This window comes from Halomonas ventosae (assembly GCF_004363555.1).
Classification (GTDB): Bacteria; Pseudomonadota; Gammaproteobacteria; order Pseudomonadales; family Halomonadaceae; genus Halomonas; species Halomonas ventosae.
The window spans coordinates 208,043-225,321 of the sequence record NZ_SNZJ01000003.1; the positions used below are offsets into that span (position 1 = coordinate 208,043).

Below are 17,279 nucleotides of genomic sequence, written 5' to 3' on the forward strand. Positions count from 1 at the left end.
CTCAACCGCCGGAAAGCTCGGTCTCGATGGCGGCCAGGGCAGCCATCGGCTCCTCCGCCTGGGTCACCGGGCGCCCCACCACCAGGTGGGTACTGCCGGCGGCCATGGCATCGGCCGGGGCCATGACACGACGCTGGTCGCCCGCCGCGGCGAAGCTCGGACGGATGCCCGGGGTCACCTTGAGGAAGTCGCTGCCACACAGCTCGCGCAGACGCGACGCCTCCAGTGCCGAGCAGACCACCCCATCCATGCCACTGTCACGGGCCAGCGCGGCCAGGCGCTCGACCTGGTCGGCGGGCGACGCCGCGATGCCCACCTCCGCCAGGTCGGTGGCCTCCATGCTGGTCAGCACCGTCACCGCGATCAGATGGGTCGTGAGGCCATGCTGGACCAGGCGCTGCTTGGCCGCCTCCATCATCCGGCGGCCACCGCTGGCATGCACGTTGACCATCCACACGCCCTGCTCGGCGGCGGCCTGGACCGCCCCGGCCACGGTATTGGGGATGTCGTGGAACTTGAGATCCAGGAACACCTCGAAGCCGCGCCCATGCAGGGCATCGAGCACCTCCGGGCCGCTGCGGGTGAAGAGCTCCTTGCCCACCTTGAGCCGGCAGCGTGAGGGATCGAGGCGATCGGCCATGCACAGGGCAGCGTCCAGGGAGGCATAGTCGAGGGCGATGATCAGGGGGGAGGCGGTGGGCACGGGCAGGCTCCTGTCGGGATGGGCGGACCGGCCCAGTATATCAGCCATGGACTACGGCGCATGTCCGCGACCTCTTCGACGCGCCTTCGGCAATCGCTGACAAGACGTGGTCACATTCGATGACACGGGCTTGGCCAGCGGCCCACTAGCTTGATAGGGGCAGGCCGGCGCTGCGTGGTGTCGGCCGCGACCATCCAGGAACAAGGAGAGTGAACATGAAGACTGCCATCATGCGACGCCTGCCCGGCCTGCTGCTGGTCATGCTGCTGGGCCTCGCCCCCTTCATCGCCGGCCAGGCGCTGGCCCAGGAGATGGAGCCGATCGACGTCAACAGCGCAGACGCCGAACTGCTGGCCGAACTGCCCGGGATCGGGGAGACGCGCGCGGCCGCCATCGTCGAGGACCGGGAGGCGAATGGCCCCTACGAGAGCGCCGAGGACCTGACGCGGGTCAGTGGCATCGGCGAGGCCACCGTGGAGGGGCTCGCCGACCAGGTGACCTTCTGACCGAGGGCTCGCCTGGCAACCACGACGACGCCGGCCGCGCGGCCGGCGTCACCCTTCCTGTCCTGTCGCCACGGGTCAGAGACGCAAGCCACCGTCACACTCGACCACGCGGCCGGTGAAGTAGTCATTGGTCATGATGAAGGCCACGCTCTCGGCGATGTCCTCGGGCTGGCCGAGCCGTCCCAGGGGCACCCCCGCCGTCAGCTTCTCGAGCATGTCCTCACGCATCGCGGCGGTCATGTCCGTCTCGATGAAGCCCGGCGCCACCGCCCCGACGCGAATGCCGTAGCGTGCCAGTTCCGATGCCCAGGTCGTGGTCAGCGCCACCACCCCGGCCTTGGCCGCGGCATAGTTGCTCTGGCCCATGTTGCCGGCCCGCGAGATGCTCGAGATATTGACGATGACGCCCCGGTGACCGGCCTCGATCATCTGCACCGACGCCTCGCGCCCGCACAGGAAGACCCCGGTCAGGTTGACGTCGATCACCTGCTGCCACTGCTCCAGCGGCAGGGTCTTCTCCACCTTGCCCTCCCTGGCCTTGACCAGCAGGCCGTCCCGCACGATGCCCGCATTGTTGACCAGGCCGTGAATCGGGCCCAGCGAGGCGGCGATATCCCGGAACGCCTGGGTCACCGACGCCTCGTCGGCCACGTCGACCACGAAGCCGCGGGACTCGATTCCCTCGGCGTGCAGGGCGGAGACGGCACTGTCCAGGGTATCGCCATCCATGTCCATCAGGGCAAGCCTCGCCCCCTGACCACCGAGCCGTCGTGCCATGGCCAGGCCGAGGCCACGGGCGCCGCCGGTGATGGCGATAACGGAATTGTCGAGTTTCATGGGCGCTTCTCCTGGGGAATGGGAAATCGCGCTGTCGGCGCGCTTGCCGGGCAGCCGCCGGCTCGGGGACCGGCTCTCGGTATAACCTTATTATGGTGCACTGCACCATCACCATAGCGAAATATGGAAGGAGATTCCATCATGCCGCATGGCGCGGCGACAGCTTGAATTCTCCTGCCCTGCCCCCATCACCTGCGCAACGGCCACACGCGGAGTCACCATGCCCTTTCTCGTCCTCTTCACTCTCTTCGCCCTGCTCGACTTCGTCATCCTCTTCTCGGTCGGCAGCCAGATCGGCCTGCTGAGCACCCTGCTACTGGTCTTGGCCACCGGGTTCATCGGCCTGCACCTTATCCGTCGGGAAGGCGTGGCGACCTTCGCCCGTGCCCAGGAGCGCATGGCCCAGGGAGAGATCCCCTCGGGCGAACTGTTGACCGGGGCGGCCCTGATCTTCGGCGGAGCCCTGCTGATGGCCCCCGGCTTCCTCTCCGACGCCCTGGGCTTCATGTGCCTGATCCCGAATGCGCGGCGCCTGCTGGCCAGGCTGCTGGGCTGGGTGGGCGTACGCATGAAGGGGCTGCACGTGCATGCCGAAACCTATCGCCCGCGCCAGGGCACCGATGCCGACTGGCAGCAGGCCGGCCCGCATCGGGAGCCCCGCGACGGGCGGGACACCGACGAGCAGGACACGGCGTCGCCTGGCGACCGTCAGGACGCGCCTCTCGAGGGCGAGTTCATCTCGCGTGACGACAGGCGCTGAACGGGGCACAAAAAATTTTCCGGTGGGGCCTTGAAAGCCCAATGCCGAGCCCCACTTATCCGACAGCATCAGGATTCGGCACGGGTTGACCCCCGAGCCATCGACAAGGAAGGCGAACCCCGCCTCCACCCCGCAGCATGGCTGCGGGTAGATGATGAAAACCGCCCGGACAATGTCCTGGCACAGCAAACCATCAGGAGAACGTGAGCAATGAACATCCGTCCCTTGCACGATCGCGTCGTGATCCGTCGCGTTGAAGAAGAACAGAAGACCGCTGGCGGCATCGTGCTTCCGGGAAATGCCCAGGAAAAGCCGACACGTGGCGAGGTACTGGCCGTCGGTAACGGCCGGATCCTCGATAACGGCGACGTCCGTCCTCTCGACGTAAAGGTCGGCGACACCGTGATCTTCAAGGATGGCTTCGGCGTCGAGAAGCAGAAGATCGACGGCGAGGAAGTGCTGATCATGAGCGAGTCCGACATCCTGGCCGTCGTCGAAGGCTGACCCCGGACACGACCCGCAACTGCTCGATACTGACGTTCACGAACTCACAGGAAGCATACGAAAATGGCAGCAAAACAAGTCAAGTTCTCCGATGATGCCCGCAAGCGCATGGCGCGCGGCGTCGACCTCCTGGCCAACTCCGTCAAGGTCACCCTGGGGCCGAAGGGCCGCAACGTGGTGCTGGAGAAGTCCTTCGGTGCACCGACCGTGACCAAGGATGGCGTCTCCGTGGCCAAGGAGATCGAGCTCAAGGACAAGTTCGAGAACATGGGCGCCCAGATGGTCAAGGAAGTCGCTTCCAAGACCTCCGACGTGGCCGGCGACGGCACCACCACCGCCACCGTGCTGGCCCAGACCATCGTCACCGAGGGCATGAAGGCCGTCACCGCCGGCATGAACCCGATGGACCTCAAGCGCGGCATCGACCAGGCCGTGGCCGCCGCCGTCCAGGGTGTCCAGGAGCTGTCCGTGCCCTGCACCGACTCCAAGGCCATCGCCCAGGTCGGCACCATCTCCGCCAATGGTGACAAGCGCATCGGCGAGATCATCGCAGACGCCATGGAGAAGGTCGGCAAGGAAGGCGTGATCACCGTCGACGAGGGTCGTGGCTTCGAGGACGAGCTGGATGTCGTGGAAGGCATGCAGTTCGACCGTGGCTACCTCTCGCCCTACTTCGTCACCAATCAGGACACCATGGCGGTCGAGCTGGAAGACCCCTACATCCTGCTGGTCGACAAGAAGATTTCCAACATCCGCGAGCTGCTGCCGACGCTGGAAGCCGTCGCCAAGGCCGGCAAGCCGCTGGTGATCATCGCCGAGGACATCGAGGGCGAGGCGCTGGCTACCCTGGTGGTCAACACCATGCGTGGCATCGTCAAGGTCGCGGCCGCCAAGGCACCGGGCTTCGGTGACCGTCGCAAGGCCATGCTGCAGGACATCGCCATCCTCACCGGCGGCACCGTGATCTCCGAGGAAGTCGGCCTGACCCTCGAGCAGGCCACCCTGGACCACCTGGGCACCGCCAAGCGCGTGACCATGTCCAAGGAGAACACCACCCTCATCGACGGCGCCGGCAAGGACGGTGACATCGAGGCCCGCGTCGGCCAGATCCGCGCGCAGATCGAGGAGACTTCCTCCGACTACGATCGCGAGAAGCTCCAGGAGCGCGTCGCCAAGCTCGCCGGCGGTGTAGCCGTCATCCGTGTCGGTGCCGCCACCGAGATCGAGATGAAGGAGAAGAAGGCCCGCGTCGAGGACGCACTGCACTCCACCCGCGCCGCCGTCGAGGAAGGCGTGGTGCCCGGGGGCGGTACGGCCCTGGTGCGCGTGCTGACCAAGCTCGCCGGCCTCAAGGGTGACAACGAGGACCAGAACCACGGCATCGCCCTGGCGCTGCGCGCCATGGAAGCCCCGCTGCGCCAGATCGTCACCAACGCCGGTCAGGAAGCCTCCGTGATCCTCAACAAGGTGAAGGAAGGCGAAGGCAACTACGGCTACAACGCCCAGACCGGCGAGTTCGGCGACATGTTCGAGATGGGCGTGCTGGACCCGGCCAAGGTGACCCGCTCTGCCCTGCAGTCCGCTGGTTCCGTTGCCGGCCTCATGATCACCACCGAGGCCATGATCGCCGACGACCCGGACGAGAAGGACGCCGCGCCGGACATGGGTGGCATGGGTGGCATGGGTGGCATGGGCGGCATGATGTAAACCAGCCCCCTGCCCCAGGCACTGCCCTTCAAGGCAAGCCCTGAGACAGACCCCGCCGGCTCTCGCCGGCGGGGTTTTTTAGTGCCAGCGCCAGGCACCAAGCAACCCCGACCTGGCGGCTTGGCGGCTTGGCGGCTTGGCGGCTTGGCGGCTTGGCGGCTTGGCGGCTTGGCGGCTTGGCGCGGTAAGATACCCGCCCTGACTCCTATCACCACCAGGCCTTCCCGAGCCCCATGCTATCGAACATCCGCATCGTCCTCGTCCAGACCTACCACCCCGGCAACATCGGCGCCTCGGCCCGGGCCATGAAGACCATGGGCCTGACCGACCTGGTGCTGGTCAATCCCCGCCGGCTCCCCGATCCCGAGGCCTCGCGACTGGCCGCGGGCGCCGAGGACCTGGTCGACAGCGCCCGGGTGGTCGGCTCGCTGGCCGAGGCGGTAAGCGACTGCGTCCAGGTCGTGGGGGCCAGCGCGCGGCTGCGCAGCCTGCCGCTGCCCCACTTCGACGAGCCGGATGAGATGGCCCGGGAGCTGGTGGGCGAGGCCAGCCAGAATCCGGTGGCGCTGGTGTTCGGCCGCGAGCGCTTCGGCCTGACCAACGACGAGATCCGCTGCTGCAGCCACCAGGTGAGCATCCCCGCCAATCCCGACTACGGCATCCTCAACCTCTCCCAGGCAGTGCAGGTCCTGGCCCACGAGCTCTTCACCGCCTGGCGGCGCCGCCCCGACAGCGGCTACCGCCCACCGCGGCCGGCGCAGGAGCGCCAGCCGACCCGTGAGCAGCTCGGCCACTTCCATGACCACCTGCGCCGGGTGATGCGGCACAGCGGGTTCATCACCCAGCCCCATGCCCGCACCGAGGACCAGCTCGAGGCACTGTTCGCCCGGGCCCGGCCAAATCGCAAGGAGCTCTCGCTGCTGCGCGGCCTGCTGGCCTCCCTGGAGAGCCACCTTCCCGAGTCATGACAGCAGAAACAGCGACGGCGGCCCCAGGGCCGCCGTCGTCGATCATGCAGGGAGCGCGATCAGAGGGTCATCGCCGCCAGCCAGCCGAAGGCGATCAGCGGGATGTTGTAGTGCAGGAAGGTGGGCACCACGCTGTCCCAGATGTGGTCGTGCTGGCGGTCGACGTTGAGGCCCGAGGTCGGCCCCAGGGTGGAGTCCGAGGCCGGCGAGCCGGCATCCCCCAGCGCCGCGGCGGTCCCCACCAGCGCCACCGTGGCCAGCGGCGAGAAGCCGAACTGCACCGCCAGGGGCACGAAGATCGCCGCGATGATGGGGATGGTGGAGAACGACGAGCCGATGCCCAGGGTGATGAAGAGCCCCACCAGCAGCATCAGCAGTGCGGCCAGGCCGCGGTTGTCGCCGATCACCTCGACGCTGGAGTCCACCAGGGTCTCGATCTGCCCGGTGGCGGTCATCACCGCGGCGAAGCCGGAGGCGGAGATCATGATGAAGCCGATCAGCGCCATCATGCGCATGCCGCTGGTGAAGAGGTCATCGGCCTCCCGCCACTTGAAGATGCCGCCCACCGAGAGCAGCGCGAAGCCCACCAGGCCACCCAGGATCATCGACCCCGTCCACAGCTGGATGCCCAGGGCAGCGACGATCGCCACCACCGACATGGCAAGCCCCAGGGCGTACGGCTCGTGCACCTCGGGATGGTGGTGCGGCACGTTGCTGGTGGCCACATCGAGCGCCTCGTAGTCTCGCGGCTGGCGATAGCTGACGAAGAGCGCCACCAGCAGGCCCAGTGCCATGCCCCCCACCGGCACGCCCATGGCCAGGGGCACCATGCCGCGAGTGATCTCGAGACCCAGCGCCTCCCCGGCCTGGTTGATGTTGGCCAGCAGGATGTCATTGAGAAAGATCGCCCCGAAGCCCACCGGCAGCAGCATGTAGGGGGCAGTGAGGCCGAAGGTCAGGGCACAGGCCACGGCACGCCGGTCCAGGCGCAGCTGGTTCATCACCTTGAGCAGCGGCGGGATGAGGATCGGGATGAAGGCGATGTGCACCGGGATCAGGTTCTGGGAAGAGATCGAGACCAGCAGCACCGCGCCGAGCAGCAGGTACTTCACGGTGGCCTGGCGACTCGCCGAGGCCTCCTGGCCGAGCAGCCGGATCAAGCGGCGAGCCAGCAGGTCCGGCAGCCCGGAGCGCGAGATGGCCACCGCAAAGGCCCCGAGGGTCGCGTAGGCCAGCGCCACCTTGGCGCCCCCGCCCACGCCGTCATTGAAGGCCGCCAGGGTCGCCTCGATGGAGAGCCCGCCGACCAGCCCGCCGACCAGCGCACCGACCACCAGCGCAAAGACCACCGAGACCCGTGACAGCGACAGGCCCACCATCACCAGCACCGCAATGATTACTGCATTCATGACAGCTTTCCCGAAAAAGGAGTTGGGTTGAGACGAAACGGCGCAGGATTCTACCAGAAGCAGCCCCGACCTGCCGGCACGGCTTGCCCCCGGTTGTCACGCAACCGTCATCCGGCCATCACGGCGCTGTCACGGGGATCGGCGATAACATCGGGGACGGGCAAGGGACACTGCCGGGAATGTCGCCAGGGACGCGAGGGGGCAGGACGCCCCCCAGGGAGAACGGCATCGGGAGGATGCCCAGGGAGTAGGGACATGCCGCCACGACGCCCGCGTCGTGGCGTTTTTCATGGGCGGAGGTCCGGCGACGCCCAACCGGGAACCCCCTCGCGTATCCGGCGGGAGAAGTCGGGGGCGTCATGGGCCTGCCGGGCGCGCTCGGTGATGTCCCCCAGGCGGCGCAGCTCGTGCAGGGAGTAGCCGTCCACCAGGCCGCCATGGTCATGGATGTAGCCCGGCAGCAGGCCACTGAGCAGCAGGCGATGGTCCAGCGGCAGTCCCTCGATGATCTGGCGCATCATGGCGAACACCAGCGTGGTGCAGTTGGCGGTGATGGTGTGGTAGAAGCGCGGTTCGCGCTCCAGGTCGTTGGCCGCCGCCACCAGGGCCAGCAGCAGATCGCGACGGGCCTCGGGCGGAAGGGTGACATGGTAGAGGGTGACCCGCTCGCCCCGCACGTTGCTGCGCAGGCGCACGGCGTCGCGTTCGTCGGCCGCGATGATCGCCAGCTCGTACTGCTTGAAGAAGCCGCCGATCTCCGAGAAGCGCTCGTGGCGCACGCGGCGCACCTCCACCGAGAAGGCCACGAACTCCTCCTCGGCCGCCCCCTCAGCGGAAAAGCCGAAGGAGACCAGCACGTGGGCGATACCCGGCCGGCCCCAGCTCGAGACGAACAGGTCGACCGAGTTCAGCCGACGCAGATCAAAGACGCGCCGCTCCCAGCCTCCACGGGCATCGTTCGGCGTCTGCCAGTCAAAGTGGCGCACCCGGTGCAGGATCAACCGCTGCCCCTCGACGTCCCCCGTCGCCAGGTGGGCGACATCCTCGGCCCAGGCCAGGTCCTTCGCCGGCATCAGGCGCCGCCACCAGGCCAGCAGCGCGGTCATCTGCACCACCATGGCGGCAACCGGCCCCAGCCGCGCGCCCTGCCAGGCCAGCCACAGCCAGATACCGCCCGCCAGTAGCCAGAGCGCCATCACCAGCCACCGCCAGGCCCACGGAAGCACCAGGCGATGGCCCAGGGCCAGCGCTCCCCAGAGGGTGGCGAGCAGCAACGCCAGGCACAGGATGCCGTCCAGCAGGGCCATGATCATCGTCGTCCTTGCGAGCGTGGTAGCGCGAGGCTACCACGGCCGGCAGGGCCGGATGTCAACGTGGGTGGCCGGCGGCTCAGGCGTCGGTCAGCCAGCCGGCGAAGCCCTGCAGGTCATCGCCCAGATCGCCACGGGTGACCCGGTGATAGAGCCGCTGCAGCCGGGCGGTCAGCGACGCCTCGGCGATGGGCTTGTCCGGCGGCGGCGCCCCGGCCCGGGCGCCGATATGCCGGCCATCGAGCTCGCGTAACGGTAGCAGCTCGGCCGCGGTCCCGGTGACGAAGGCCTCGTCGGCGGTATAGAGCTCGTCGCGGGTGATGCGTCGCTCGCGCACCTCGATGCCCAGCACCTCCCGGGCCAGGCGGATCACGCTGTCGCGCGTGATGCCCTGCAGGCAGGAGGTCACCTCCGGGGTATGCAGCACGCCGTCGCGGAGCAGGAAGACATTGGCCGCCGAGGCCTCGGCGACATACCCCTCCGGGTCGAGCATGATCGTCTCGTCGAAGCCCGCCTTCACGGCGGTGTTGAGCGCCAGGATCGAGTTGACGTAGTGGCCGTTGGTCTTGGCCCGGCACAGGCTGATGTTGACATGGTGGCGTGCCCAGGAGGAGGTCAGCGCGCGCAGGCCGATGGCAGCGGCCTCGGGCGAGATGTAGTCGCCCAGGTCCCAGGCGGCGATCATCACATGCGTGGTGAGCCCCTTCGCCCTGAGCCCCAGCCCCTCGGCGCCGAGGAAGACCGTCGGCTTGAGATAGGCATTGGTCAGGCCATTGCGTGCCAGGCACTGACGCTGGGCCTCGATCAGCGACTCGTCATCGAAGGATAACGGTATATCTAGGGCGTGGGCGCTATCCAGCAGTCGCCGGGTGTGCTCCGCCACCCGGAACAGGTGCGTGCCCCGCGGGCCGTCATAGGCGCGCACGCCCTCGAAGCAGCCCATGCCGTAGTGCAGGCTATGGGTCAGCATATGGGTGCGGGCATCGCGCCACGGCAGCCACTCGCCGTCATGCCAGATCCAGCCGTCGCGATCATAGAGCGGTGTCATGGGCGTGGGCTCCTGACGTGAAAGAGTCGGTCATCGAAAACGGGCTCAGAGCCGGCCGGCCGCGGCCCAGGCCGCGCGCCAGCCGTCGATCAGCTCGCGCTGGTGGGGCTGCACGGCCTGGTAGGGCCAGGCGGCGATCTCCTCGTCCTGGGGGTCGGGCACCGTGATGTCGCTGTCGGCCAGGGCCTGGACGACCGCGTGGCCGCACAGCGGGACATAGCCCTCCGAATAGCCGCCCTCGTGGACCATCACCAGCCGCCCTTCGCAGAGGCGATCGGCCAGCTCGCGGACCTGGCGAGTCATGCGCGCGAAGGCCGTGCTGTTGAGCAGCATCTTGCCCAGCGGATCCTTGGCGCAGGCGTCATAGCCGCAGGCCACCACGATCAGCTCGGGCGCGAAGGCCTCGATCGCCGGCAGCACCAGCTCGGTCATGGCGTGGTCGTAGGCCCCGAGACCGCAGCCGGGCGGCAGCGGCAGGTTGAGGCAGGCACCCTCGCCGGCCCCCTCCCCCTGCTCCTCGAAGGTGCCGGTATCCAGCGGATAGTTGCCCGCCTGGTGGATCGAGACCGTGAACACCTCGGGGTCCGAGTAGAACGCTGCCTGCTGGCCGTTGCCGTGGTGCACGTCCCAGTCGAGGATCGCCACCCGCCCCGCCTGGCCCAGGGCACGCGCCCGCATCACCGCCACCGGGATGTTGCCCAGCAGGCAGAAGCCCCGTCCGCGGTCGGCCTCGGCATGGTGGCCGGGGGGTCGACAGAGCGCATAGGCGTGTGTCAGTTCCCCGGTTGCCACGGCCTCGACCGCGGCGATGGCCAGCCCCGCCGACTGGCAGGCGGCAGCCAGGCTGCCGGGCGTGAAGGGGGCGCAGTCGCCGCCATCGCCGCCGCGGCCCCGGTCGCCGGCCTCCAGCGTCGCCAGGTAGCGGGGCGTATGGAAGCGCTCGAGATCCTCGCGGCGAGCCGGCGGCGGCTTGCGCACCGCCAGCGCGTCGATCAACCCGGAGACCTCCATCAGGTTCTTCAGCCGCCGCTTGCTCTCCGGGCTCTCCGAGGCCGGCTGCGGCTGCAGGAACTCGCCGGGAGCCGAGAAGACCCCGATGGCCCCCGGGTCGTGCCAGAAGCAGCGCTCGTGCCAGAAGAAGCCTGCGGCCGGCGTTGCGGCGGCCGGTGCTCCGGTGCGTGCCACCGTCATTCATGGCCCTCCTGACGTTCCCACACTTCGATGGCCGCGGCCAGATCCTCCAGCGAGGCGCCCACCGACTTGAACAGGGTGATGGCGTCGGCCGAGGAGCGTCCCGCCCGCTCGCCGCGCAGCAGCTCGGCGAGCTCGCCGCGGATGGCGTCGAAGGTGAAGCCCCCCTCGTCGATGGCCTGCAGGATGTCGCCCGCCTCACCCCGGGCCCCGGCATAGGTGTCGACGAACACCTCGCTGCGGGACAGGCACTCGGCATCGGTCTCGCGCATGGTCGGCCGGAAGGCCCCGATCAGGTCGAGGTGGGTGCCGGGCGCAAGCCAGGCGCCACGGATCAGCGGCGCGGTGGAGAGCGTCACGCAGCTGACGATGTCCGCCTCGCCGGTCGCCGCCTCGAGGTCGGTGACCGCGGCGCTGTCGAAGCGGTCGGCATAGTCGGCGGCCACTTGCTCGGCCTTGGCGGGGTTGCGCCCCCAGACCCGAACCCGGGTGATGGGCCGCACCGCGGCATGCGCCTCGATCACCATGGGGGCCAGCTTGCCGGTGCCCACCACCAGCAGGGTCGCGGCATCGTCCCGGGCCAGTTCCCGGGCCGCCAGGGCCGAGGCTGCCGCGGTGCGCCGCCGGGTCAGCTCGCCGCCGTCGATGCAGGCCAGGGGGCGCCCGTGGGAGCCCTCGCTGAGCAGGTAGACGCCGGCGATGGCCGGGAGCCCGTGGTCGGCATTCTGCGGGAAGACGTTGACCATCTTCACGCCGATGTAGCCGGCCCGCTCCCAGGCCGGCATCAGCAGCATGGTGGCCTCACCATCGGGGCGGTGCATGGCGTGGTGGTGTCGCGGCGGCGACTCCACCCCCTCACGGAAGGTGGTGGCCAGCCGCTCGACCAGTGCCGGCCAGGCCAGCGAGGCCGACACCTCCTCGGCAGTGATGATGCGCATCTCAGGCCTCCGGCAGCGCCGCGGTGACCATGATCTCCACCTTCCACTCGGGCTTGGCGAGCTTGGCCTCGACGGCGGCGCGCACCGGCGGGCGTCCCGGCACCACCCAGCCATCCCAGGCGGCATTCATCTGGTCGAACTCGGCCATGCTGGTGACCCAGATCTGGGCGGCGACCAGGTGCTCCTTGGAGGTGCCGGCCTTGGCCAGCAGGCTGTCGATGCGGGAGAGCACCTGCTCGGTCTGGCCACGCATGTCGGCGGAGGGGTCGGTCGGCACCTGGCCGGCCAGGTAGACGGTGCCGTTGTGCACGGTGATCTGGCTCATGCGGGCATTGCTGTCGTGATAGGTGACGGTCATGGCGTGGTCTCTCGTCGGGATGGCAGTCAGGCTGCGGTATAGCCGCCCAGGAAGGCGGCCAGGTTATCGCCCAGGTGCGCGGTGGGGTAGCCCCCCTCCTGCACCAGCACGGTGGGCAGGTCGATGGCGGCCAGGCGCCGCCCGATCTCGGTGAAGTCCTCGGTCTCCAGGGCCAGGCCGGCCAGCGGGTCGTCCTTGTGGGCATCGAGCCCCAGGGCTACCACCAGCGCCTGGGGACGGAAGCCGCCCAGGTGCTCGATCAGGCGGTCCAGCGTCGCCAGGAAGGTCGCGCCGTCGCTGCCCAGGGGCAACGGCAGGTTGACGTTGGCGCCCTGCCCGTCGCCGTCGCCGTGTTCGCCGGCACCCCCCCAGAAGAAGGGATAGAAGTCGGCGGGATCGGCATGCAGGGAACCGGTCCAGACATCGCCGCGGTCGTAGAAGATGTCCTGGGTGCCGTTGCCGTGGTGGAGGTCCACGTCGAGGATCGCCACGCGATCGTGATGCTCGCGCAGCACCGTGGCGGCCAGCGCCGAGTTGTTGAGAAAGCAGAAGCCCCCGGCCCGCTCGGGGCCGGCATGGTGGCCAGGCGGCCGGCACAGGGCATAGGCCGAGGGCTCGCCGGTCAGCACGGCGTCGGCGGCGGCCTCGGCGCTGGCGGCACTGGCCAGGATGCCGGCAAAGCTGTCGGCGGTCATCGGGCAGGCCATGTCATGCATGTGCCAGCCCACCAGCCCCACCGGATGCCGAGGATAGTGGTGCCCGCCCCCACAGGGGTGGACATTGGGCGCCACGATCTCGGCCGCATCCGGCAGCGCCCGCCAGCGGGCATGGATGGTCTCGAGGAAGTCGAGATAGCGCGGGGCATGGATCCTGGCCAGGCGGTCTCTCAGCCGCGCGCTGTCGACCTCGGTGGGTGGTGTCATGGAGAGGCCCATGGAGGCCAGCCCCCGGGTCAGCAGCTCGGCCCGCACCGGCCCTTCCGGAGAGTCCACCGGCCGGCCGCGCAGCAGGAAGGTCGGCGGCGCGTGGCGTTCCTGGTCGGGGTGATAGAAGAGCTTCATGAGGGAATTCCTTAGCCCAGCAGCGAGGGGATCCAGGTGGAGAGCGACGGGAAGATGACCAGCAGCAGGATCACCGCGATGAAGGCCACGTAGAACGGCAGCGAGGCGATGATCGCCCGTTCGAAGGGCACGTTGGCGATCCTCGCCGCCGTCATCAGTGTCATCCCTACCGGTGGCGTGACGTTGGAGATGTTGAGCACCACGATCATCAGGATGGCGAAGTGCAGCGGGTCCACCCCCAGCTGGATCATCGCCGGCACCAGTACCGGCGCCACCACCACCAGCGCCGGCAGCACGTCCATGACCGTGCCGACCAGGATCAGCAGGCCGCAGACCAGCAGCAGCTGCAGGAAGGTCGAGTCGCTGAAGGTGGTGATCAGGCCCGCCGCGTCCCGGGCGATGCCGGAGCGGGTGACGAACCAGCCAAGCACCGCCGAGGTCGCCAGCAGGAAGAACACCACCCCCGAGAAGCGCACCGTCACCACCAGCGCGTGCCAGATCTTGCGCCAGGTGAGGTTGCGGTAGAAGACGACCCCGATGGTGATGGCATAGACGGCGGCGAAGCCCGAGGCCTCGGTGATGGTGGTCAGCCCCGAGAGGATGCCGCCGAGGATGATCAGCGGCACGATCATCGCCGGCAGCGCCACCAGGAAGGCCACGGCCGCCACCTTGAGCGGCGTGGGCGGCTGCTTGGGGTAGCCCCGCTTCCAGGCCAGGAAGAAGCTCACCGCGAGCAGCGCCACGGCCATCAGCAGGCCGGGGATGATCCCGCCAGCGAAGAGGTCGATCACCGAGATGTCACGCAGCAGGGTGGCATAGACCACCATCACCACACTGGGCGGGATGATGGGTCCGATGATCGACGAGCAGGCGGTGATGGCCGCAGCATACTCGGCGTCATAGCCCTGCTTCTTCATCTCCGGGATCATGATCTTGCCGATCGCCACGGTATCGGTGATCGCCGCCCCGGTCAGGCCGGCGAAGAACACCGACACCGAGACGTTGACGTGGGAGAGTGCCCCGCGCACCCGGCCGAAGAGGGCATTGTTGAAGGCGATCAGCTTCTGGGTCAGGCCGCCCTGGTTCATCAGCTCGGCGGTGAAGATGAAGTAGGGAACGGCGATCAGCAGGAAGCCCGAGACGCCCGAGAACATGCGGTCGGCGATGATGCCGAGCATGCGCTCGCCGCCCATGGCGAAGCCGCCGGCCAGCCCCGACATGGCCATCACCACGGCCACCGGAGCGCCGATCAGCAGAAGCACGACGAAGGCGATGATCGCGGGCGTCATGAGCGCTCCTCCCCATCAGTGGCGTCAATGAGGCCCTCGATCACGGCCTCGTCATCGATGAAGTGTTCCAGCAGGTCGAAGCCCTGCACCAGGTGCAGCAGGATGATGACTCCGCTGATCGGCACCACGATGGCAGTGAACTTGCCGGAGATCTGGATCTGGTCGGAGACCATGTAGACCTGGGAGGCCCCCTGGAAGAAGATCCAGCCGTACCAGACCAGCATCAGGGCGAACAGCGCGATGACGGCGAGGCAGAGCCCCGCCGCCACCTTGAGCAGCACGCGTGGCAGGCTGCGTACCAGCAGCGTCATGGCCACGTGCTCGCCGTAGCGCAGCGAGATGGTCATGGAGAGAAAGCCGATCCAGGGCAGGAAGAGCCGCGCCAGGGAGTAGGTCCAGCTCAGCGTGCTGCCCGTGGCCAGCTTGTAGAGAAAGGCCGTGAAGGAGATGCCGAGCATGATCAGCACGCAGGCCACACACGTCACGATCGCCACCTGATTGACCACGTCACTCAGGCGGCGCAGGGGCTGAAGTCGATCCATCGGGTCACCTCGAGGGCCGCGTCGACCGGCCGGCGAGTCGGGCCGGTCGACGGGGCGGTTCAGGGTCGAGCATCAGCGGCCATAGACGGCCACATCGGATTCGCTCACCTCCTCGCCGACCCGAGCCACCTCGGCGAGGAAGGCATCGACCTTGTCGGCCTCGATGCCGAAGTCGTTGACGATCCAGTCCCGCCATGCCGGCGTGGCGACCTCCGACATGCGCGCCCGCTCCTCGGGGGGCATGATGTAGCACTCCTCAAAGCGCTCGCAGGACTCTTGCCAGCTGGCCGTGGCCAGCGCCCCGGACATGCCGTGGCCGATGGCGACGGCCTCGCGGGCGGAGGTGACGATGGCTTCCTGCTGGGCCTCGGTCAGGCTCTGGAACCACTCCTCGCTGACCAGCCAGGCGGCGCTGTTGTAGACGTGGCCGGTCAGGGTGGTGTAGTCCGTCACCTCGTCGAAGTTGTAGGTGGTATTGAGTACCGGGGCGTTGAACTGGCCGTCGGCCAGGCCAGTCTCCAGGGCGGTGATGACCTCGCCCCAGGGCAGCGGCGTCGCCGAGGCGCCCAGCGACTTCATGATGGCGACGTGTCCCGGGTTCTCCTCGGTGCGGATATTGAGCCCCTCGAGGTCCTCCACGGTCTTGATCAGGCGCTCGTTGTTGGTGAAGGCCACGAAACCGCCGCCGTCATCGAAGGTGCCGAGATAGCGCATGTTGGCTTCCTCGATGGTCCCCGACATGAAGTCAGCGAACCACTCGCTGTCGAAGAAGGTCCAGGCCTGGCGCCAGTTGTCGAAGAGGAAGGGCGCGGTCATCAGCTGATAGTCATCATAGAAGGACGACATGGCCCCGGTGGTGATGATCGTGGATTGCAGGGTTCGGCCACCCTGGACCTCGGAGGCGGTCTCCACCTCGGAACCCAGCTGACTGTTGCCGAAGATCGACACGGTGATCTCGCCATCGGTCCGGGTCTCGACCAGGTTCTTGAAGTGCACCAGCGCCGGGTAGACCTCGTTGTTGCTCATGTTCTCCGGAAGGATGGTGGAGATGGCCATCTCCGTGGATTGGGCCTGCACCTGGGTGCTGGCGATGGCCAGGGGGAGCGCGGCCAGTGCCAGGGCGCCGGGGAGTGTCTTCGCTTTCATGGTCAACCTCGCGTCGTCTTGTCATTGTCTTGTCTTTGTCCCGAGTCTGTCTCGCCCTCCCTGCAGAGGGCACAACGAGACAGCTGACCTTCAGACTAGGTCGACTCTGGCCCGCCTGCTTGCCCGCAACTGCGATGCTCTTGCCCGAGACTCGGGAATGCCCGGCCCTCACGGCGCGCCCGGGAGGGCGAGATGGCGAAGCGCCGGCGGTAGGCGCGGGAGAAGCTACCCTGGTCGCGAAAGCCTACCAGGGAGGCAATATGGCCGAGACTCAGGCCGCTGTGCGTGACCAGGGCACGGGCGTGATCCAGGCGCCGACGCTGGACATAGGCGAGCGGGGTAACGCCGGTCAGCTCCCGGAAACAGGCATGGAAGTGCCCGGCGCTCAGGGCGCAGAGCGCGGCCAGCTGCTCGACCCGGATCTCGTCCGCCAGGTGACGGTCGATCCAGGCATCCAGGCGCGCCAGATCGAGGCGTTCGCTGAACCCCGGCGTGGCGGGCACGGCGACGTCCGCCGTCAGGGGCTCGGCCTCGAGGTGCAGGTAGAGGGCCCGCAGCAGCAGGGCGGCGATCTCGCTGTGCAGGGCCGGACAGCTCTCGAGCTGCTGCATCAGGCTGGCCGCCAGGCGGTTGAGGCGTGGCGGCACGGCGAAGAAGCGCGGCCGCTCGAAGAGGCGCCCGATCGCCTCGCCATCGCGCAGTGCCGGCAGGCTCGTGGCAGGAATGTCGAGCACGAAGGTGCGGTTGCGACCATCGCCCCGGTAATCATGGTGGCGCCCGCAGGGAATCAGGCAGCCCCGGCTACCGGTGATGCGATCCCCCCGCCCCTCGATGGAGAGCTCGGTGGCCCCGCGGGTGGCGAGGATAAGCTGGTGGTGGTCATGGGCATGGGCCACGTGACCGGCATCCAGGTTCTTGGCGCAGAGCTCCAGGTGAGGCATGGCAACACCCCTGATCGGCTGTAGGCCTTTACCTTCTCCCGCGGTTCGGGGAATCTCAAGG

At 68.2% G+C, this 17,279-nt stretch carries 18 protein-coding genes; 5 read left to right on the forward strand and 13 right to left on the reverse strand.

The features are described from left to right. Position 1: 1 nt before the first annotated feature. The gene (gene pyrF / locus DFP85_RS03720; protein ID WP_133634975.1) at positions 2-703 is read right to left on the reverse strand and encodes an orotidine-5'-phosphate decarboxylase; all 702 of its coding nucleotides are present in this window, start codon (positions 701-703) and stop codon (positions 2-4) included. 215 nt (positions 704-918) lie between these two features. On the opposite strand from pyrF, the gene DFP85_RS03725 reads away from it, so the two are divergent. Next, the gene (locus tag DFP85_RS03725; protein WP_279512917.1) at positions 919-1,209 is read left to right on the forward strand and encodes a ComEA family DNA-binding protein; all 291 of its coding nucleotides are present in this window, start codon (positions 919-921) and stop codon (positions 1,207-1,209) included. A gap of 75 nt (positions 1,210-1,284) precedes the next feature. Here the strand turns inward: DFP85_RS03725 and DFP85_RS03730 are convergent, their stop codons facing one another. Continuing rightward, complete coding sequence (locus tag DFP85_RS03730; RefSeq protein ID WP_133634976.1) at positions 1,285-2,046, reverse strand: SDR family oxidoreductase; 762 nt, start codon at positions 2,044-2,046, stop codon at positions 1,285-1,287. A gap of 220 nt (positions 2,047-2,266) precedes the next feature. Between DFP85_RS03730 and DFP85_RS03735 the strand changes: the two genes are divergently transcribed. The 4 genes from DFP85_RS03735 (at position 2,267) to DFP85_RS03750 (ending at position 5,985) form a co-directional block, all read left to right on the forward strand. Continuing rightward, on the forward strand, positions 2,267-2,806 hold the full coding sequence (locus tag DFP85_RS03735) for an FxsA family protein (protein WP_133634977.1): 540 nt from the start codon (positions 2,267-2,269) through the stop codon (positions 2,804-2,806). A 210-nt stretch (positions 2,807-3,016) separates the two neighbouring features. Then, positions 3,017-3,310: a co-chaperone GroES gene (locus tag DFP85_RS03740; protein ID WP_010628243.1), complete on the forward strand. Its 294-nt coding sequence runs from the start codon at positions 3,017-3,019 to the stop codon at positions 3,308-3,310. A 63-nt stretch (positions 3,311-3,373) separates the two neighbouring features. After that, the gene (gene groL / locus DFP85_RS03745) at positions 3,374-5,017 is read left to right on the forward strand and encodes a chaperonin GroEL (protein WP_133634978.1); all 1,644 of its coding nucleotides are present in this window, start codon (positions 3,374-3,376) and stop codon (positions 5,015-5,017) included. A 233-nt stretch (positions 5,018-5,250) separates the two neighbouring features. Beyond that, positions 5,251-5,985, forward strand: coding sequence for an RNA methyltransferase (locus DFP85_RS03750; protein ID WP_133634979.1), 735 nt, complete (start codon positions 5,251-5,253; stop codon positions 5,983-5,985). Positions 5,986-6,044: 59 nt separating this feature from the next. On the opposite strand, the gene DFP85_RS03755 is transcribed toward DFP85_RS03750, so the two are convergent. From DFP85_RS03755 to DFP85_RS03805, 11 genes are all read right to left on the reverse strand, one after another. Then, positions 6,045-7,394: a Na+/H+ antiporter family protein gene (locus DFP85_RS03755; RefSeq protein ID WP_133634980.1), complete on the reverse strand. Its 1,350-nt coding sequence runs from the start codon at positions 7,392-7,394 to the stop codon at positions 6,045-6,047. A 287-nt stretch (positions 7,395-7,681) separates the two neighbouring features. Beyond that, positions 7,682-8,701 (reverse strand): Lnb N-terminal periplasmic domain-containing protein, encoded by a 1,020-nt coding sequence (locus DFP85_RS03760; protein ID WP_243737192.1) that lies wholly within the window; start codon positions 8,699-8,701, stop codon positions 7,682-7,684. 82 nt (positions 8,702-8,783) lie between these two features. Then, the gene (locus DFP85_RS03765; RefSeq protein ID WP_133634982.1) at positions 8,784-9,752 is read right to left on the reverse strand and encodes a branched-chain amino acid transaminase; all 969 of its coding nucleotides are present in this window, start codon (positions 9,750-9,752) and stop codon (positions 8,784-8,786) included. A 45-nt stretch (positions 9,753-9,797) separates the two neighbouring features. Beyond that, positions 9,798-10,943 carry a class II histone deacetylase gene (locus DFP85_RS03770; RefSeq protein ID WP_133634983.1) on the reverse strand — a complete coding sequence of 382 codons (1,146 nt, stop codon included), beginning with the start codon at positions 10,941-10,943 and terminating at the stop codon, positions 9,798-9,800. After that, the gene (lhpI, locus tag DFP85_RS03775; RefSeq protein WP_133634984.1) at positions 10,940-11,881 is read right to left on the reverse strand and encodes a bifunctional Delta(1)-pyrroline-2-carboxylate/Delta(1)-piperideine-2-carboxylate reductase; all 942 of its coding nucleotides are present in this window, start codon (positions 11,879-11,881) and stop codon (positions 10,940-10,942) included. The genes DFP85_RS03770 and lhpI overlap by 4 nt, the downstream gene beginning before the upstream one ends. A 1-nt stretch (position 11,882) precedes the next feature. Further along, on the reverse strand, positions 11,883-12,239 hold the full coding sequence (locus DFP85_RS03780) for a RidA family protein (protein ID WP_133634985.1): 357 nt from the start codon (positions 12,237-12,239) through the stop codon (positions 11,883-11,885). 26 nt (positions 12,240-12,265) lie between these two features. Continuing rightward, positions 12,266-13,300 carry a histone deacetylase family protein gene (locus tag DFP85_RS03785; protein ID WP_133634986.1) on the reverse strand — a complete coding sequence of 345 codons (1,035 nt, stop codon included), beginning with the start codon at positions 13,298-13,300 and terminating at the stop codon, positions 12,266-12,268. A gap of 11 nt (positions 13,301-13,311) precedes the next feature. Further along, the gene (locus DFP85_RS03790; protein ID WP_106231533.1) at positions 13,312-14,589 is read right to left on the reverse strand and encodes a TRAP transporter large permease; all 1,278 of its coding nucleotides are present in this window, start codon (positions 14,587-14,589) and stop codon (positions 13,312-13,314) included. Continuing rightward, positions 14,586-15,131 (reverse strand): TRAP transporter small permease, encoded by a 546-nt coding sequence (locus tag DFP85_RS03795; RefSeq protein ID WP_106231530.1) that lies wholly within the window; start codon positions 15,129-15,131, stop codon positions 14,586-14,588. The genes DFP85_RS03790 and DFP85_RS03795 overlap by 4 nt, the downstream gene beginning before the upstream one ends. Positions 15,132-15,203: 72 nt before the next feature. Next, entirely contained in the window at positions 15,204-16,277 is a 1,074-nt protein-coding gene (gene dctP / locus DFP85_RS03800) for a TRAP transporter substrate-binding protein DctP (RefSeq protein ID WP_133634987.1), read from the reverse strand. Positions 16,278-16,372: 95 nt separating this feature from the next. Continuing rightward, the gene (locus DFP85_RS03805; protein ID WP_133634988.1) at positions 16,373-17,218 is read right to left on the reverse strand and encodes a helix-turn-helix transcriptional regulator; all 846 of its coding nucleotides are present in this window, start codon (positions 17,216-17,218) and stop codon (positions 16,373-16,375) included. Between the last annotated feature and the right edge of the window lie 61 nt (positions 17,219-17,279).

What these genes read in the sequence shown, in the direction of transcription:
- DFP85_RS03725 (WP_279512917.1), top strand. Translation starts at nt 919, where the DNA reads ATGAAGACTGCCATCATGCGACGCCTGCCCGGCCTGCTGCTGGTCATG.
- DFP85_RS03730 (WP_133634976.1), bottom strand. Translation starts at nt 2,046, where the DNA reads ATGAAACTCGACAATTCCGTTATCGCCATCACCGGCGGCGCCCGTGGC.
- DFP85_RS03735 (WP_133634977.1), top strand. Translation starts at nt 2,267, where the DNA reads ATGCCCTTTCTCGTCCTCTTCACTCTCTTCGCCCTGCTCGACTTCGTC.
- DFP85_RS03740 (WP_010628243.1), top strand. Translation starts at nt 3,017, where the DNA reads ATGAACATCCGTCCCTTGCACGATCGCGTCGTGATCCGTCGCGTTGAA.
- groL (WP_133634978.1), top strand. Translation starts at nt 3,374, where the DNA reads ATGGCAGCAAAACAAGTCAAGTTCTCCGATGATGCCCGCAAGCGCATG.
- DFP85_RS03750 (WP_133634979.1), top strand. Translation starts at nt 5,251, where the DNA reads ATGCTATCGAACATCCGCATCGTCCTCGTCCAGACCTACCACCCCGGC.
- DFP85_RS03755 (WP_133634980.1), bottom strand. Translation starts at nt 7,394, where the DNA reads ATGAATGCAGTAATCATTGCGGTGCTGGTGATGGTGGGCCTGTCGCTG.
- DFP85_RS03760 (WP_243737192.1), bottom strand. Translation starts at nt 8,701, where the DNA reads ATGGCCCTGCTGGACGGCATCCTGTGCCTGGCGTTGCTGCTCGCCACC.
- DFP85_RS03765 (WP_133634982.1), bottom strand. Translation starts at nt 9,752, where the DNA reads ATGACACCGCTCTATGATCGCGACGGCTGGATCTGGCATGACGGCGAG.
- DFP85_RS03770 (WP_133634983.1), bottom strand. Translation starts at nt 10,943, where the DNA reads ATGACGGTGGCACGCACCGGAGCACCGGCCGCCGCAACGCCGGCCGCA.
- lhpI (WP_133634984.1), bottom strand. Translation starts at nt 11,881, where the DNA reads ATGCGCATCATCACTGCCGAGGAGGTGTCGGCCTCGCTGGCCTGGCCG.
- DFP85_RS03780 (WP_133634985.1), bottom strand. Translation starts at nt 12,239, where the DNA reads ATGACCGTCACCTATCACGACAGCAATGCCCGCATGAGCCAGATCACC.
- DFP85_RS03785 (WP_133634986.1), bottom strand. Translation starts at nt 13,300, where the DNA reads ATGAAGCTCTTCTATCACCCCGACCAGGAACGCCACGCGCCGCCGACC.
- DFP85_RS03790 (WP_106231533.1), bottom strand. Translation starts at nt 14,589, where the DNA reads ATGACGCCCGCGATCATCGCCTTCGTCGTGCTTCTGCTGATCGGCGCT.
- DFP85_RS03795 (WP_106231530.1), bottom strand. Translation starts at nt 15,131, where the DNA reads ATGGATCGACTTCAGCCCCTGCGCCGCCTGAGTGACGTGGTCAATCAG.
- dctP (WP_133634987.1), bottom strand. Translation starts at nt 16,277, where the DNA reads ATGAAAGCGAAGACACTCCCCGGCGCCCTGGCACTGGCCGCGCTCCCC.
- DFP85_RS03805 (WP_133634988.1), bottom strand. Translation starts at nt 17,218, where the DNA reads ATGCCTCACCTGGAGCTCTGCGCCAAGAACCTGGATGCCGGTCACGTG.